Here is a 15,941-nt window from a genome sequence, read left to right as displayed (position 1 = left end):
ACAGTCTCCTTGAGTATCACTTCATGTGCTATTGATGCGCTTCTTTACGGTACGCCCCGCACGGCGCACCCGCGCACGGTCACTTCGCGCCGTCGTCGTCCTGACGGGCGGCCTGGGCGGCCTGGGCGGCAGCGCTTCCGGGGCGCTTGCGGGCCACCCAGCCCTCGATGTTCCGCTGCTGGCCTCGGGCGACAGCGAGCGAACCCGGGGGTACGTCCTTGGTGATGACCGAGCCGGCGGCGGTGTAGGCGCCGTCTCCGATCGTGACAGGAGCCACAAACATGTTGTCCGAGCCGGTCTTGCAGTGGGAGCCGACCGTGGTGTGGTGCTTGGCCTCGCCGTCGTAGTTCACGAAGACGCTCGCGGCACCGATGTTGGTGTACTCGCCGATGGTCGCGTCGCCCACGTAGGACAGATGCGGCACCTTGGTGCCCTCGCCGATCTCGGCGTTCTTCATCTCCACGTACGTACCCGCCTTGGCCTTGCGGCCGAGCCTGGTGCCGGGGCGCAGATACGCGTACGGGCCGACGGAGGCGCCCTCGCCGACCACGGCGCTGTCGGCGACGGTGAAGCTGACCGTGGCGCCCTCGTCGACGGTGGTGTCGGTGAGCCGGGAGTTCGGGCCGACCTCGGCGCCGGCGCCGACGTGGGTGGCGCCCAGCAGCTGGGTGCCCGGGTGCACCAGCGCGTCCGCGCCGAAGGTGACGGTGACGTCCACCCAGGTGGTGGCCGGGTCCACGACGGTCACCCCGGCCAGCATGGCCTGGTGCAGCAGCCGCTCGTTGAGCAGCTTGCGGGCCTCGGCGAGCTGGACCCGGTTGTTGATCCCGACGATCTCGCGGTGGTCGGCGGCGACGGAGGCGCCGACCCGGTGCCCGGCCTCGCGCAGGATGCCCAGCACATCGGTGAGGTACTCCTCACCCTGGCTGTTGTCGGTGCGCACCTTGCCGAGCGCGTCGGTGAGCAGCTGCGCGTCGAACGCGAAGACCCCGGAGTTGATCTCGTGGATCGCGCGCTCGGCCTCGGTGGCGTCCTTGTGCTCCACGATCGCGGTCACGGCGCCGTCCGCGCCGCGCACGATCCGGCCGTAGCCGGTGGCGTCGGGCACCTCGGCCGTCAGTACGGTCACGGCGTTGCCGTCGGCGGCGTGGGTGCCGGCGAGCGCCGTGAGGGTCTCGCCGGTGAGCAGCGGGGTGTCGCCGCAGACGACCACCACGGTGCCGTCGAGGGCGACGCCGGAGGCGCTCAGCTCCTCCAGGCCCATCCGGACCGCGTGCCCGGTGCCGTTCTGCTCGGCCTGGACGGCCGTGCGGACTCCGGGATCGGCCTCGGCGAGGTGGGCGGCGACCTGCTCGCGGGCGTGTCCGACGACCACGACGAGGTGTTCGGGGTCCAGTGCGCGCGCGGCCGCGACCACATGTCCGACGAGGGAGCGGCCGCAGATGGGGTGCAGGACCTTGGGAGTCGCCGACTTCATGCGGGTGCCCTCACCCGCTGCGAGGACGACGACGGCTGCCGGGCGGTTGGCGCTCACGGGTGGTGCCCTTCGGCTTCGGGGGTGGACACCCGCAGGATACCGGGGCGTTCCTCGGCGGAAACGAGGACGGGTCCCGACCCGATGGTCAGGACCCGTAGAAGGATGGCTCCCCTGCAAGGATTCGAACCTTGACAAACGGCACCAAAAACCGCTGTGCTGCCTGATTACACCACAGGGGATTGCAAAGCGCGCCAAACCGGACAATTGGCCCTGTCGCCGGGATGGCCATGCCTACTATGCCGTACCTCCGGCCCCGGACGCGACGCCCCCCGGCCCGTGCCCCTGGTCCATGCCGCGCCCCACGTCCGTCCCGTGGAGGGCGTGCGTCCGGTTCGCGCACGCTCCGTGCGCCCCCGAAAACCGATGGCGGCCGGTCGTACATTGGTGCGTATGAGCGGAACGGGGGAAGCCGTCGAGGAGGGCATGCCTGCTGGCAGGCCCCGGGGGCCGTGGTGGTGGCCACGGCGAAGAAGTGTCGTCCTCGACGTCACGCTGGCACTGATCTCGGCGGCCGAATGCGGCGCCGAAGGCATTCTGTTCGCACGCGACGCACGGCTGCCCGTGGCGTTCGGGGTCGTCCTCGGCGTCCTGGTCGGCGCGTCGCTGGTGCTGCGGCGGCGCTGGCCGGTCGCGGTCGTCCTGGTATCCGTCGCGGTGACGGCCGCCGAGATGGGCCTGCTGCTGACCGTCGTGGGTCTGTACACCCTCGCCGCGTCCGACATTCCGCGCCGCATCACGGCCGTGCTCCTGGGCATGTCCTTCGCCGCCACGTTGATCGTCACCACGTTCACCTTCAACCGGGACATGGAGGGCGACTGGAACCAGCAGTGGATGTGGGTGGCCCCGCTCGTCGCGCTGCTGGCGATCGGCGTCACCGCCCCGCCCGTACTCCTCGGTCTGTACGTCGGCGCCCGGCGGCGCCTGGTGGAGAGCCTGCGGGAGCGCGCCGACGGCCTGGAGCGCGAGCTGTCCCTGCTCGCCGAGCGTGCCGAGGAGCGCGCCGAGTGGGCCCGTAACGAGGAGCGCACCCGGATAGCGCGGGAGATGCACGACGTCGTGGCGCACCGGGTGAGCCTGATGGTGGTGCACGCGGCGGCCCTCCAGGCGGTGGCGCTCAAGGACCCGGAGAAGGCGTCGAGGAACGCCGGGCTCGTCGGCGACATGGGCCGCCAGGCCCTCACCGAGCTGCGCACGATGCTCGGGGTGCTGCGCTCCGAGGACGGCGTGCCCGGCGCCGCGGCCGCCCGCCCGGTCCGGCCCGCACCCCTGGCGTCGGTGGCGGCGGCCGCCTCCGCGGCCGCGGACGAGGCCGCGGGCGGGCCGAGCCTGGCGGAGCTGGAGGCGCTGGTCGGGCAGTCGCGCACGGCCGGGATGGCCGTCGAGCTGTCGGTGGAGGGGGAGGAGCGGCGGTACGCGCCGCGCGTGGAACAGGCCGCGTACCGGGTGGTCCAGGAGGCGCTGACCAACGTGCACAAGCACGCGCCCGGCGCCGAGACCCGGGTCCGGCTGGCCCGCCGGGACGCGGAGGTCGCGGTCCTGGTGGAGAACGGGCCGTCGGACCGGTGCGCGGCGGACGCGGACCTGCCCAGCGGCGGAAACGGCCTGATCGGGATGCGGGAACGGGTGGCGACGCTCGGCGGCGGCTTCGTCTCGGGCCCGACGGACACCGGCGGCTTCCGGGTCTCGGCGGTGATACCGGGAAAACCCAGCCCTTCCGGGAGCACCTCTGAGGGTCCCCCTGGGGGCACCGCCCAGCGGCCGCGCTGGGGGAGGAGTCCGGGGGAGGTGGCCGGGGGAGTTCAAGGAGCGGGGCCCGGGGCGGAGCCCCGGTGAGGAATCACGCCCCGCCGCGCGCCAACCGCTGCGGCAGTAAACCGGTGATCAGGGTGGCCAGCGCCGCGTCCAGGTCCACACCCAGGAACCAGTCCCCGGTGTGGTCGAGGCTGTAGACCCGCCCCTCCGCGTCGATCGTCAGCAGGGCCTGCCCGTGCGCCTCCTCGCCCAGCGGGGCGACCTCGGTGCCCAGCGCCCGGCCCAGGTCCGCGAGCGTACGGGACAGGTGCAGGCCGCTCATCGGGTCGATCCGGAACGGGGTCGGCGCGATCTGCCGCCCCGAGCCGGGCGGCTGCACCCACAGCCCGCCGAACTCGGCCCATGCCTCGACGGCCGCGGGGAAGACGCGGTGCCGGTGGCCGGCCGGGGACTCGTGGGCGCGCAGCGTGTCCGCCCACACCTCCGCCTGCCGGATGTCCCAGCGGCCCGGCTGCCAGCCCGCCTCGCGCAGGGTCGCGTCGACGGCGACGGAGAAGCGGGTCGCCGCCGTACGGTCGAAAGCGCGCATCGATCAGCCCCTGTCCGTGCCGGCCGCGCCGGACTCGGGGGCGCCGACGCTGCGTACACCGAAGTGGGACAGGAGCGCCGAGCAGGACCGGCAGGGCTGAGCGTAGCCGCCGTGCCGGGGGTCGCCCTCCTCCCGGATGTGCCGGGCGGTGATCTTCGCCTGCTTCAGTGCCCGCCGCGCCTCGCTGTTGGTCAGTGGCTTGCGTGAGGCGCGCTTGCTCCGCGCGCCCTCCACGCCGGTCAGATGGCGGGAGAGCAGGACGGCCTCCGGGCAGCGGCCGGTGAACCGCTCGCGCTGGGCGGTGCCGAGTGTGTCGAAGAAGTCCTGGACGAGCGGGTGGAGCGCGGGCGGCTGATCGGCCTTGCTCGCGGTGCAGGTGAGCGTCTCGCCGCGGACCGTGAGCGCGGCGGCGACCGCGGGCAGGATGCCGTCTCGGCGGTGCAGCAGCGCGGGCGGCCCGTCCGCCGCGTCGGCGCCCCAGCTCAGCCGGGGATCACCGGCCGCGGGCGCGGTGGCGCCACGACCCTCCGTAGTCTTCATGGCGGTCTTTCCCTCCCTGCGCAATCCGCGCGCAATCCCCCTGTTGCGGGGGTCAGCCTGCCAAATGGGGCGGGTGGTGCGGAAGTCAGGTGTCAACCGGGCGCGTCGCGAGCGGCCGGATGTCACTGTGGGTGCCGGGGCGGGGTCCGCTGTTGCGGCACCGCTTAGGCTGTCGGTCAGTAGCCAGCAGCAGCAGGGGGCAACCGCCATGACGACAGGTCGGCTCGGGCAGCATGCCGCGCCACCGAACACGGCCTACGCCGGGCAGGTCGTGCACTTCCCGGATCCGGTTCGGGCTGCCCGTCACCCCAGAGGTGTACGGGTGGATGAAAGCGGCTATCCGGACTTTTCTCCGTATGCGCGGGCGGCTGCCGAAATCGCCGAGCCGCCCGAGGGATTCGGTGTCGACGAGTTGCGGCTGACGGACTTCGTCTCCGCCAACGCCGCGCTGCACAACGTCGGCCACGAGCTGTGGGACGGGCTGTCGTCGGTCGCCACCCCGCACGGCTGGACCTGGCACCACGTCGCCGGTACGCGCCGCATGGAGCTGATCCCCGCCGAGGTGAAGGCGCTGCTGCGGCACCACGGAGGGCTCGCCACGGCCGCCGTCGACCAGGGCAAGCGCGGCACACGCCCGCTCCAGGAGACCCGGCCGGTGCACTTCGGGCTGCCCAAGCGCGGCATATCGGTCACCGAGGAGCAGGTGCTGGGCGTCGAGGAGGACCTCGGCTACCGGCTTCCGGAGGCGTACCGCTCGTTCCTGAAGGCGGCGGGCGGCTGCGCGCCGGTGGGCGCCGCGCTCGACGCCGAGCTGGGGCTCCTGGTCGACCAGCCCTTCTTCACGGTGCGGGAGGAAGCGGCGGTCAACGACCTCGTGTACGTCAACAAGTGCCTCCGGGACCACTTCACCAAGGACTACCTGGGTGTCGGGTTCGTGCAGGGCGGCGTGATCGCGGTCAAGGTGAAGGGCGACGCGATCGGCTCGGTGTGGTTCTGCGCGTACGACGACGCGCGTGACCAGGACGGCTGGACGGTCCAGGACCGGGTCGAGCGGCTGATGCTGCCCTGCGGCGACGACTTCGACGCGTTCCTGCTGCGGCTCGCGGGCAACCCGCCGGAGCTGGAGACCGTGGCGCATCTGATGGTGGACGGCGGCTTCGCGTACGCCGTCCCGGCGGAGGGGTGAGCGCGATGGTGACGTTCGCGCAGGCACAGGAGCGCGCGGAGCAGTGGGTCAACGCCGGCGTGCCGGGCTACCAGCAGCGCGAGGTCCGGGTGCGCGAGTTCGGGCTGGGCTTCGTCGCCTGGGCCGAGGACCGCGAGGGCGGGCCGGTCTCCGGCGCGGCCACGGAGAGCGCGCGCCTGGTCATCGCCCGCGACAGCGGGGAGACCACGCTGTGGCCGGGGCTGCCGGTCGGCGAGGTCATCCGCCGGTACGAGGAGGCGTACGGGACGGTCCAGGACGACCCGGCCGAGACGCCTCCGCCGCAGCGCATCGACCTCAACGCGACCTCCTTCCTGCTGACGCCGCCGGAGTGGCTCCAGGAGGCGGCGGACGCGATCGGCATCCCGGACCGGCGCCAGAGCGCTACCGGCGGCACGTCGGGCGGTGTGCCGGGTGGCTCGCCCCGTGGCGCGGCGGGCAGCGCTTCCGGCGGTCCGTCGGACGGGGCGATAGGTGGCACGTCCGGTGCGGGCGGCGGCGATTCGGCGTCGGGCGCGGGTTCGCCGTCCGATGCCGTGCGTGGCGGCGGCCTGCCGGGCGGGGGGGCCGCGGGAGCGGGCGAGCCGTCCGATGCCGTGCGTGGCGCGGGCACGGGCCCCCACGCCGGATCGCAGGAGCCGGTCGACGCCGTGATGCGGGATGCCATGGCGCGGGACGGCGGGGCCATGGGCGGCGCGTCGTCCGGCGGAGTCTCCGCGGGGGGCCCGTCTGCCGGTGGCCCGGTCGGCGGCGCTCCGCACGGCGGCGCGGCGGCCGGTGCCGGTGCCGGCGGTCCGTGGGCTCCACCGGAGTCCGGTGTGCCCGGGGGCGGCGCGGCGGGCGCGTCCGCAGGCGCACCGTCTTTCGGTAACACGGAGGCGTCGTCCGGCGGTGCTCCGCACGGTGGCGCTCCGGCGGCCGGCCCCGGGGGCGGTGGTCCGTGGGCTCCGCCGGGTCCGGCGGGGTCCGGCGTGTCCGGGGCGGGCGTGCCCAGCGGCGGTACGCCGTGGGCCGACACCAACCCGCGCGGTGACGACGACGCCCGCTCGGTCGTCCCGCCCGCCACCGTCTTCGCCCCGCCGCTCGCGGGCTCCGACGACGAGGACACCCCTGTGCCGGGCGTGCGGCCCGACGCCAAGACCGAGCTGATGGCGGCGGGCAGCGCTCTGCCGCGCACGGCCATCGCCCCGGCGATCGAACTGCCGGGGCAGGGCGCGGCCGACATCGCCGCCGCGCCCACCAGCAAGGCCGCACCAGGCGGTGCTCCGGTGCCGCCGCCGGGCGTTCCGGGCGTTCCGGGCGGCCCGGCCGCGCCGGCCGCTCACGGTGTTCCGGGTGTGCCACCTGCTCCTGGTGCCCCTGGTGCTCCGGGCGTGCCTGGTGTCCCGGGTATGCCTGGTGCCCCTGGTGTGCCGCCCGCTCCGGGTGCCCCGGGTGCTCCGGGCGTACCGCCTGCTCCTGGTGTCCCCGGTGTTCCGGGTGTACCGCCTGCTCCTGGCGCTCCGGGTGCGGGGCCGGGTACGCCTCCGCCGCCGTCGGGGCCCGGCGCCCCGGGCGCACCCGCGGGTGGTTACGTACCGACCCAGCTGATGTCGGCGCTCGACCAGGAGAGCCTGGGCGGCGCCGCGGGAGCGGCGGGTCCGGGTGCGCCTGGTGCTCCGGGTGCGCCCGGCGCCGGTGGCGTCAACACGCCGCCGCCCGGTCCGCCCGGTGCCCCCGGCGGGGCGCACGCCGCCGCGACGATGCTCGCAGGACCCGGTCAGCCGGGGCAGGCGGGCCCGCTGCCGCCGGGTGTTCCAGGTGCTCCTGGGGTGCCTGCGGCTCCGGGTGCGCCCGGTGCTCCGGGTGTGCCCGGCCCGCCCGGTGCCCCTGGCGCGCCCGGCGTTCCGGGCCAGAGCGGTCCGCAGCCGCTCGGCCCGCCCGGTGCCCCTGGTATGCCCGCGGCTCCCGGCGCTCCTGGTCAGCACACCCCGCCGCCTGGCGCACCGGGTGCTCCCGGTGCGCCCGGTATGCCCGGGGGCGGTGCCCACCAGGCCGCCACCATGCTCGCCGGCGGCCCTGGTGCTCCCGGCGCTCCTGGTGCTCCGGGCGCCCCTGCGGCTCCGGGTGCCCCTGCGGCTCCGGGTGCCCCCGGTGCTCAGGCTGGTCCGCACACCCCACCGCTCGTATCGCCGGGCACTCCGCCGCCCGGCGGGGTGCACGCCGCCGCGACGATGCTCGCCGGTGGGCCCGGTGGGCCCGGTGGGCCCGGTGGGCCCGGTGGGCCGGGCGCGCCCGGGCAGCCGCCGCAGATGCCGGGTGCCCCCGGCATGCCCGGCCAGCCCGGGCCGGTTCCCCCTGGCGCCCCTGGTGCTCCCGGTATGCCCGGCGCGCCCGGCATGGTCCCGCCGCCCGGCTCGGGCCCGTACGGCTACCCGCAGGCCCCCACCGGCCTGCCGACCGTCGGCCCCGGCTATATGGCGGTCCTGCGCTACCGCGCGCAGGACGGCTCCGAGCAGCAGCTCATCCGCCGCTCCGCGCCCGGCACCCCGCACCCCGAGTGGCAGATCCTGCACGAGCTGCGCGCGATGAACGTCCCGCCGCAGCAGGTGCTGGAACTCCACACCGAGCTGGAGTCCTGCGATCTGCCCGGCGGTTACTGCGCCCGCATGATCCGCGAGAACTGGCCGCAGGTGCGGATCAGCCACACCGCCGCCTACGGCCGCGACCACGCCACCCGCCAGCAGGGCGTACGGCACCTGATCGAGCATCAGGGGGAGTTGCACCAGGTGGCCGACGGCCCCGCCCGCCCGGCGCCGAACCGGGTTCCGCTGCCGCACCCCAGCCAGGTGCAGCGGGTCCCGCCGGCGCCGCCGGAGGGCCTGGCGCAGGAGCTGGCCGGCGCGTTCGGACCGCAGGGCGTCTTCCGCTTCGACCAGCGCGCGGTGTCCCGCATGGGCGTGCCGGACGTGGTCGCGCAGACGCTGGTCTGGGCCGGTCTGCCGGGCGACTTCGGACCGTTCTTCTGGGCGCAGGCGCAGCCGGGCCGCCCGATCCCGACGCTGGCCGAGCTGGCGGCGGAGCGCGGTGTGCAGCCCGCCTCGGACGCCGGTTCGTACCTCGTCATGGGCAACGACTTCGGCCGTCAGCTGTGTGTGCAGTACGGCACGGCGCACATCGTGGCCGTGCCCGTCGAGGCCGGGCCCGGCGGGGCGCCGGTGCCGCCGCAGTTCGTGAACACCGGACTGCCGGAGTTCGTCCGCTGCATGGCGCTGCTCGGGCGGATGTGGCGACTGCGGTACGGGCTGACGCCCGAGCAGGCAGGCCGCTGGACCGTCGACTTCCAGGCCCAGCTCGCGGCCCTCGACCCGCCCGCGCTGTCCGCCCCCGACAACTGGTGGGCGGTCCTGCTGGAACAGATGTGGGACGGGCTGCTCTGACGGCCGTCCCTCGCGCCCTGCTCTGACAGGGTGGAACTGAACGCGCGTACGGCGCCCGACCGGAGGACCTGGTCGGGCGCCTTCCCTTTGCCCAGGACCGCCCCGAACAGCCCGGATTCCGGTTTTTCTCCCCGAGTAACTCATCTTCCACCCGGAAGTTAAGCGGAGTGTCGCGTTATGGGCGATTAACTCCGATCCACCAAGATGTGCGCCGGGAGCGCGTTGCCCGCCGTACCAAAAGGGGTCTGAAGGATGAGTCCGTCGGTGTCACGTCATGGCTTCTCCGCCGTCGGCCGGGGCGGTCGCGGCTACCACCCCGATCAGGTCGACCGCCATTTCGCGGAGCTGTCGCGGGAGCGCGACGCGGCGTGGGAGCGGGCCGCCCGGCTGACCGTCCTCGCCAACGAGATGGCCGCCGAGGCCAAGCGGCTGCGCGAGACCGTCGCCCAACTCGCCCCCCAGACGTACGAGACGCTCAGCGACCGCGCCCAGCTGCTCCTGGCCATGACGGAGGAGGAGGCGTGCAGCCTGCGGGCGTGCGCCCACGAGACCGCCCGGGAGACGGCCGCCGCCGCCCGCACCGCGGCGGACGAGGTGCAGCGCGCCGCCCGCGAGGAGGCCGACCGGGTACGGATCGAGGCCGAGAACCTGGAGCGTTGCACCCTCGACGCGGCGGAGGCCGCCGCCAACGAACTGCGGACGGCCGCCCGGCAGGAGGCCAAGGAGACGCAGAGCGCGGCACTCGCCGACCTGCGGGAGATCCGGGACCGCGCGGCGGCTCTGCTCGCCCGGCAGGAGGCCCAGCACGCCGAGCGCTGGGAAGCGGCGATGGGCGAGCTCGCGGACCAGGACATCGAGGCGGAGGCGCGGCTCGCCGAGCGCGAGAAGTGCGTACGGAGCATGTTGGCCGAGGCCGAGCGGACGTACGCGGAGGCGGAGGAGGCCGCCCGGCACCTGCGCGAGGAGGCCGAGGCGCGGGGCGCGGAGATCCTCGCGCAGGCGCGGGCGCGTCAGCAGCGCGTGGTGCAGGAGACGGACCGTACGCTGCGCGACCACGCGGCGCGCCGCGAGGAGCTCAAGTCGCACCTGGAGCATGTGCGCAACAGCCTGGCGGCGGTCACGGGCAGGGTGGTGCCGTCCGCGGAGCCCGAGGCGGCCGCGCCGCCGGGCGACGACGAACCGGCCTCGGACGCGACGGGGCGCGTCCCGGGCCCCTCGTCAGGACCTGACGACTGACCGTCACCCCTCCCGCGGCCTTCCCCGTCCGCATCGGTCCCGGGTTGGCGAGGGCCATCTCCCTGCCCGCGCCCGGTCCCGGGTCGGGAGAGCCCGTCACGTCGAATCCGGCTCGTACCGCTCGTACCGCTCATCGCGCTCGTACCGCTCGTCGGGCTCGTGCAACTCCTCAGGCTCGTCCCGCTCCGCGAACTCCTCCCGTACCGGGAACCGCCGTGGGGCCACCAGCACCAGGACCGCCAGCGCCAGCAACGCGGCCCCCGCCGCTCCCACGTACACGTGGTCGATGACCGTGTCGACGCCCTGCCGCAGATAGTCCGCCGCCCGGTCCGTCAGCGACCCCGGGTGTTCCAGCGCCTGCGACACCGCGTCGAGGTCGGCGGGCAGCCCCGGCCGGATGTCCGCCGGCGCGTCGTCCAGCCGCGCCGCCAGCGTCGCGTTGGCCACGGCGCCGAACAGCGCCGCCCCCACGCTCTGGCCGACCTGGCGGCAGAAGAGTATCGACGCCGTCGCGGTGCCGCGCTCGGACCAGCCCACGGACGACTGGACGCCGATGATCAGCGGCAGTTGGAACAACCCGAGGGCGGCGCCGAGCAGCAGCATCAGCAGGGCGGGCTGCCAGGCGGCACCCGGGTAGGGCAGGAAGGGGAAGGCGGCCAGGATCAGCGCGGCGAGGCCGATCCCGATGATCGCGCTCTGGCGGAAGCCGATCCGGTTGTAGACGCGGTTGCTGAACGCCGCGCTGATGGGCCAGCTCAGTGACATCACCGACAGCACGAACCCGGCGGCGATCGGCCCGAGCCCCAGCACCGACTGCGCGTACGTCGGCAGGAACACGGTCGGCGCGATGATCAGCAACCCCAGCGCACCGAACGCGAGGTTGACCGCCGCGATGGTCCGGCGCCGCCACACCCAGCCCGGAATGATCGGCTCCGCGACCCGGCGCTCGATCACCACCGTCACCGCGGCGCACACCCCGGCCCCGGCCAGCAGCGCCAGCGACGGCGCGGACAGCCACGGCCAGGCGACGCCGCCCTGCACCAGGGCGGTCAGCAGCAGGCCGCCGCACGCGAAGATGGCCAGCGCGCCCGCCCAGTCGACCCGCGGTGGTGGCGCGCCCTTCCGGTCCGGCCGGGCGGGCTCGTGCAGGTGACGGGTGATCAGCCACAGCGCGAGGGCGCCGACGGGCAGGTTGATCAGGAAGATCCAGCGCCAGTCCGCGTACCCGGCGAGCAGTCCGCCGACGGCCGGGCCCAGTACGGAGGACACCGCCCACACTGAGGAGAGCCGGGCCTGGATCTTCGGGCGCTCCTTGAGCGGGTACAGGTCGGCGGCGATGGTCTGCACGGTGCCCTGCAGGGCACCGCCGCCCAGGCCCTGGACGATCCGGAAGGCGATGAGGGACGCCATGTTCCAGGCGCCCGCGCACAGCAGCGAACCGGCCAGGAAGAGCGTGATCCCGGCGATCAGCACGGGCTTGCGGCCGAAGGTGTCGGAGAGCTTCCCGTACACCGGGAGGGTGACCGTGACGGCCAGCAGGTAGCCGGAGAACAGCCACGAGAAGACCGAGAAGCCGCCGAGGTCGCCGACGATCTGCGGGATGGCGGTGGAGATGATCGTCGCGTCGAGGGCGGCGAGCGCCATCCCGAGCATGAGGGCCGCGACGACCGGGCGGCGGTGGTCGGGGCCGGACGCCGGTGAGGTGGGGGTCTCGGGTTGCTCGGGGTACTCGGGTTGCTTGGGGTGATTGGGGTGCTCGGGTCGCGGGTCCGCGTCCGACGGCCGTCTCGGCGCGCCGCTCACCGTGCCTGTCCCGCCGTGCCGCGCACCGTGGCCGCCCCTCCGTCGATTCGTGTATGGCCCACCATTCCATGCGGGGTCGGGAGAGGGAACCCTGAGCCCGGGCCGTTCCGGACCCCCGTACCCCTAGGGGACACACGGGAGTTCCTCCTACCCGCGGTTCGTACCGGCGGAGGAGGAGGCGGCCGCGGCCCGCTCCTAGGGTTTGTCATGTCCGGTTGCGGACGGCGAACGACGGCCCGGTGGCTGCGGCAGTGCAGCTCAGGGCGGCATGACTACGGACGGCATGACCACGGGGGTGGGGTTAACCCCCGGGTGAATACGGCGCTGTGCACCATCGTGGCGACCCGCTCCCGTGAAGCACTCTTCAGGGAGCGGTCGAAGCACGCGGATCGCCGTGGATACCTATCGAGGAGAAGTCATCGTGACTACGGCTGTATCGATTCCCAGGACCGGGGGCAGTGGAGGACATACGGCTGTCGCTGCCCGAGCACGCCAGGTCGTGAAGGCGTACGGCTCGGGGGAGACCCGGGTCGTGGCGCTGGACCGGGTCGACGTGGACATCGCGCGGGGCCGGTTCACCGCGATCATGGGCCCCTCGGGCTCCGGCAAGTCGACGCTGATGCACTGCCTCGCCGGCCTCGACACCGTCACCTCGGGCCAGATCTACATAGACGAGACCGAGATCACCGGGCTGAAGGACAAGAAGCTCACCAAGCTGCGCCGGGACCGCATCGGCTTCATCTTCCAGGCGTTCAACCTGCTGCCCACGCTCAACGCGCTCGAGAACATCACCCTGCCCATGGACATCGCCGGCCGTAAGCCGGACCGTGCGTGGCTGGACCGGGTGGTGGAGACCGTCGGTCTGGCCGGGCGGCTCAAGCACCGGCCGAACCAGCTCTCCGGCGGGCAGCAGCAGCGCGTCGCCGTGGCTCGCGCGCTCGCCGCGCGTCCCGCGATCATCTTCGGCGACGAGCCGACCGGAAACCTGGACTCGCGGGCCGGTGCCGAGGTGCTCGGCTTCCTGCGGGCTTCGGTGGATGAGCTGGGGCAGACCATCGTGATGGTCACCCACGACCCGGTCGCCGCCTCCTACGCCGACCGCGTGCTGTATCTCGCCGACGGCCGGATCGTGGACGAGATGCACCAGCCCACCGCAGACCAGGTCCTGGACCGCATGAAGCACTTCGACGCCCGGGGACGTGTGTCGTGACCGTCCTCAAGACCTCCCTGCGCAACTTCTTCGCGCACAAGGGGCGCATGGCCCTCTCCGCCATCGCCGTCCTGCTGTCGGTGGCGTTCGTCTGCGGCACGCTCGTCTTCACCGACACCACCAACGCCACGTTCGACAAGCTCTTCGCGGCGACCGCGCCGGACGTCAGCGTCGCCCCGAAGAACGCCCTCAAGGGCGGCGAGACCCAGAAGACCAAGACCCCGCCGACGCTGCCCGCCTCGCAGATCAAGCAGCTCAAGAAGATCAAGGGCGTCAAGTCGGCGACAGGCGAGACTTCCAGCTCCTCCGTCACCGTCGTCGACAAGGACGACGACAACGTCGGCCCCACCTCCGGGGCGCCCACCATCGTCAGCAACTGGGACGAGGACGAGCTCCGGGCTGTCGAGCTGACGTCCGGCCACTCGCCGCGCGGGCCCACCGAGTTGATGATCGACGCCGACACGGCGGACCGGAAGAAGCTGAAGATCGGCGACGAGCTGCGCGTCATCGCGATCCCCGGTGACTTCCGCGCCAAGATCGTCGGCATCGCCACCTTTCAGGTGACCAACCCCGGCTCCACCATCGTCTGGCTGGACGACGCCACCGCGCAGCAGCGGGTGCTCGGCGTCCCGAACGGCTACACCAGCTTCGCCCTCACCGCCCAGCCCGGCGTCAGCAACGACGAGCTGAAGAAGAACGTCATCGCCGAGCTCGGCACCGGCTTCAAGGTACAGACCAAGGCCGAGACCACCGAGGAGAACCGCGAGGACCTCGGTGAATTCCTCGACGTCATGAAGTACGCGATGCTCGGCTTCGCCGGGATCGCCGTCCTCGTCGGCATCTTCCTGATCGTCAACACCTTCTCCATGCTGGTCGCCCAGCGCACCCGCGAGATCGGTCTGATGCGCGCCATCGGGGCGAGCCGCAAGCAGATCAACAGGTCCGTGCTCATCGAGGCGCTGCTGCTGGGCGTCGTCGGCTCGGTGCTCGGCGTCCTCGGGGGCATCGGGGTGGCCGTCGGCCTGATGAAGCTGATGGGCAGTGCGGGTCTGCAGCTGGACACCGACGAGCTGACGGTGAAGACCGCCACCCCGGTCGTCGGTCTGGTCATCGGCATCGTCGTCACGGTGATCGCCGCCTACATCCCCGCCCGCCGGGCCGGGAAGATCTCCCCGATGGCCGCCCTGCGGGAGGCCGGTACGCCGGCGGACGCCCGATCCGGCCGGATCCGGGGCGCGATCGGCCTGCTGCTGACGGCGGGCGGAGCCGCGGCCCTGGTGATGGCCGCGGGCGCCGACAAGGCCGCGGACGGCTCGATGTTCCTGGGCCTCGGGGTGCTGCTGTCCCTCGTCGGCTTCATCGTCATCGGCCCGCTGCTGGCCGGGTTCCTGGTCCGGGTGGTCTCCGCAGTGGTGCTGCGGGCCTTTGGCCCGGTCGGCCGGATGGCCGAGCGCAACGCGCTGCGCAACCCCCGGCGCACCGGTGCCACCGGCTCCGCGCTGATGATCGGCCTCGCACTGGTCGCCTGCCTGTCGGTGGTCGGCTCCTCGATGGTCGCCTCGGCCAGCGACGAGCTGGACAAGTCGGTGGGCGCGGACTTCATCATCCAGCCCGCCCACGAAGGCGCGACGATCACCCCGAAGATCGAGAAGGCGGTGCACCGGGTGCGCGGCCTGGATCATGTCAGCGACTCCAAGGAGATCCCGGACGCCCGGATCACCACCGCGGACGGCAAGACCGTCACGCAGGAGCTGAGCGCCGCCGATCCCACCTACGCGGAAGACCTGCGCACCCCCGTCGTCGAAGGCAAGCTGGTCGACGCGTACGACAGGGACGCCATATCGGTGCCCGAGAGCTTCGCCAAGGACCACAAGGTGAAGAAGGGCGACACCCTCACCGTCGCCTTCAAGGGCGGAAAGACGGCCAAGCTCACGGTGACCGTCATCACCTCTGAGGACACCGCGTTCGACCAGGGCGCCTTCTACCTGAACATCTCCACCCTGGAGCGCTACGTCCCGGCCAAGCTGATCCCCACCGACGTGATGATCCTCGCCGCGGCGAAGGACGGCCAGGAAGACGCGGCGTACCAGGCGCTCAAGGACGTGCTGCGCAAGGACCCGCAGATCAAGGTGCGCAACCAGGCCGACTACAAGAAGCTGATGGAGGACCAGATCGGGCAGCTGCTCAACATGGTCTACGGCCTGCTGGCGCTGGCGATCATCGTCGCCGTCCTCGGTGTGGTGAACACCCTGGCCCTGTCGGTGGTCGAACGGACCCGGGAGATAGGCCTGATGCGCGCCATCGGGCTCTCCCGCCGCCAGTTGCGCCGCATGATCCGCCTGGAGTCCGTCGTCATCGCCCTCTTCGGTGCCCTGCTCGGCCTCGGGCTGGGCCTGGCCTGGGGAGCCACGGCACAGAAGCTGCTGGCGCTGGAGGGGCTGAAGGTCCTGGAGATCCCGTGGCCGACGATCGGGAAGGTCTTCCTCGGTTCGGCCGTGGTGGGCCTGATCGCCGCCCTGGCCCCGGCCTTCCGGGCGGGCCGGATGAACGTTCTGAAGGCCATCGCCACGGATTAGCGAAGTCCGTTTTCAGGTCTGCCAGTCCGGCGCATCATGGGGGATGCGCCGGACTGGCATTCGGCCGCGCTCGCG

Annotated in this window: 10 protein-coding genes and 1 tRNA gene; 6 read left to right on the top strand and 5 right to left on the bottom strand. The window is 73.1% G+C overall.

What is annotated here, in order from left to right:
- Positions 1-79: 79 nt before the first annotated feature.
- Both glmU and ACQUSR_RS11930 read right to left on the bottom strand, forming a co-directional pair.
- Positions 80-1,534 (bottom strand): bifunctional UDP-N-acetylglucosamine diphosphorylase/glucosamine-1-phosphate N-acetyltransferase GlmU, encoded by a 1,455-nt coding sequence (gene glmU, locus ACQUSR_RS11935; RefSeq protein WP_431042555.1) that lies wholly within the window; start codon positions 1,532-1,534, stop codon positions 80-82.
- Positions 1,535-1,640: 106 nt separating this feature from the next.
- Positions 1,641-1,716: transfer RNA gene (locus tag ACQUSR_RS11930), tRNA-Gln, on the bottom strand.
- Between the two features lie 211 nt (positions 1,717-1,927).
- Between ACQUSR_RS11930 and ACQUSR_RS11925 the strand changes: the two genes are divergently transcribed.
- Entirely contained in the window at positions 1,928-3,370 is a 1,443-nt protein-coding gene (locus tag ACQUSR_RS11925; protein WP_431042554.1) for a sensor histidine kinase, read from the top strand.
- A gap of 4 nt (positions 3,371-3,374) precedes the next feature.
- Here ACQUSR_RS11925 and ACQUSR_RS11920 read toward each other — a convergent pair whose 3' ends face one another.
- Complete coding sequence (locus ACQUSR_RS11920) at positions 3,375-3,878, bottom strand: SUKH-3 domain-containing protein (protein WP_431042553.1); 504 nt, start codon at positions 3,876-3,878, stop codon at positions 3,375-3,377.
- A gap of 3 nt (positions 3,879-3,881) precedes the next feature.
- Positions 3,882-4,418 (bottom strand): YwqJ-related putative deaminase, encoded by a 537-nt coding sequence (locus ACQUSR_RS11915; RefSeq protein ID WP_431042552.1) that lies wholly within the window; start codon positions 4,416-4,418, stop codon positions 3,882-3,884.
- 208 nt (positions 4,419-4,626) lie between these two features.
- Here ACQUSR_RS11915 and ACQUSR_RS11910 point away from each other — a divergent pair, with 208 nt between their 5' ends.
- The 3 genes from ACQUSR_RS11910 to ACQUSR_RS11900 all read left to right on the top strand — a co-directional run bounded on the left by ACQUSR_RS11910 (position 4,627) and on the right by ACQUSR_RS11900 (position 10,277).
- Entirely contained in the window at positions 4,627-5,604 is a 978-nt protein-coding gene (locus tag ACQUSR_RS11910) for an SMI1/KNR4 family protein (protein ID WP_431042551.1), read from the top strand.
- 5 nt (positions 5,605-5,609) lie between these two features.
- Positions 5,610-9,041 (top strand): SUKH-4 family immunity protein, encoded by a 3,432-nt coding sequence (locus tag ACQUSR_RS11905; protein WP_431042550.1) that lies wholly within the window; start codon positions 5,610-5,612, stop codon positions 9,039-9,041.
- A gap of 264 nt (positions 9,042-9,305) precedes the next feature.
- Positions 9,306-10,277 (top strand): cellulose-binding protein, encoded by a 972-nt coding sequence (locus ACQUSR_RS11900; RefSeq protein ID WP_431042549.1) that lies wholly within the window; start codon positions 9,306-9,308, stop codon positions 10,275-10,277.
- Positions 10,278-10,373: 96 nt separating this feature from the next.
- Here the strand turns inward: ACQUSR_RS11900 and ACQUSR_RS11895 are convergent, their stop codons facing one another.
- On the bottom strand, positions 10,374-11,930 hold the full coding sequence (locus ACQUSR_RS11895) for an MFS transporter (protein ID WP_431047518.1): 1,557 nt from the start codon (positions 11,928-11,930) through the stop codon (positions 10,374-10,376).
- A 571-nt stretch (positions 11,931-12,501) separates the two neighbouring features.
- Here ACQUSR_RS11895 and ACQUSR_RS11890 point away from each other — a divergent pair.
- Both ACQUSR_RS11890 and ACQUSR_RS11885 read left to right on the top strand, forming a co-directional pair.
- A complete protein-coding gene (locus tag ACQUSR_RS11890) occupies positions 12,502-13,290 on the top strand; it encodes an ABC transporter ATP-binding protein (RefSeq protein ID WP_431042548.1) in 789 nt (262 codons plus the stop codon).
- Entirely contained in the window at positions 13,287-15,866 is a 2,580-nt protein-coding gene (locus tag ACQUSR_RS11885) for an ABC transporter permease (RefSeq protein WP_431042547.1), read from the top strand. Before ACQUSR_RS11890 ends, ACQUSR_RS11885 begins: the two co-directional genes overlap by 4 nt.
- The last annotated feature ends 75 nt before the right edge of the window (positions 15,867-15,941 follow it).

Origin of the sequence: Streptomyces sp. P1-3, assembly GCF_050613155.1 — a bacterium.
Classification (GTDB): domain Bacteria; phylum Actinomycetota; class Actinomycetes; order Streptomycetales; family Streptomycetaceae; genus Streptomyces.
Note: the sequence above shows the minus strand (reverse complement) of the source record. Positions and strands in the feature narration are given on the sequence as shown.

What these genes read in the sequence shown, in the direction of transcription:
- ACQUSR_RS11925 (WP_431042554.1), top strand. Translation starts at nt 1,928, where the DNA reads ATGAGCGGAACGGGGGAAGCCGTCGAGGAGGGCATGCCTGCTGGCAGG.
- ACQUSR_RS11920 (WP_431042553.1), bottom strand. Translation starts at nt 3,878, where the DNA reads ATGCGCGCTTTCGACCGTACGGCGGCGACCCGCTTCTCCGTCGCCGTC.
- ACQUSR_RS11915 (WP_431042552.1), bottom strand. Translation starts at nt 4,418, where the DNA reads ATGAAGACTACGGAGGGTCGTGGCGCCACCGCGCCCGCGGCCGGTGAT.
- ACQUSR_RS11910 (WP_431042551.1), top strand. Translation starts at nt 4,627, where the DNA reads ATGACGACAGGTCGGCTCGGGCAGCATGCCGCGCCACCGAACACGGCC.
- ACQUSR_RS11905 (WP_431042550.1), top strand. Translation starts at nt 5,610, where the DNA reads ATGGTGACGTTCGCGCAGGCACAGGAGCGCGCGGAGCAGTGGGTCAAC.
- ACQUSR_RS11895 (WP_431047518.1), bottom strand. Translation starts at nt 11,930, where the DNA reads ATGCTCGGGATGGCGCTCGCCGCCCTCGACGCGACGATCATCTCCACC.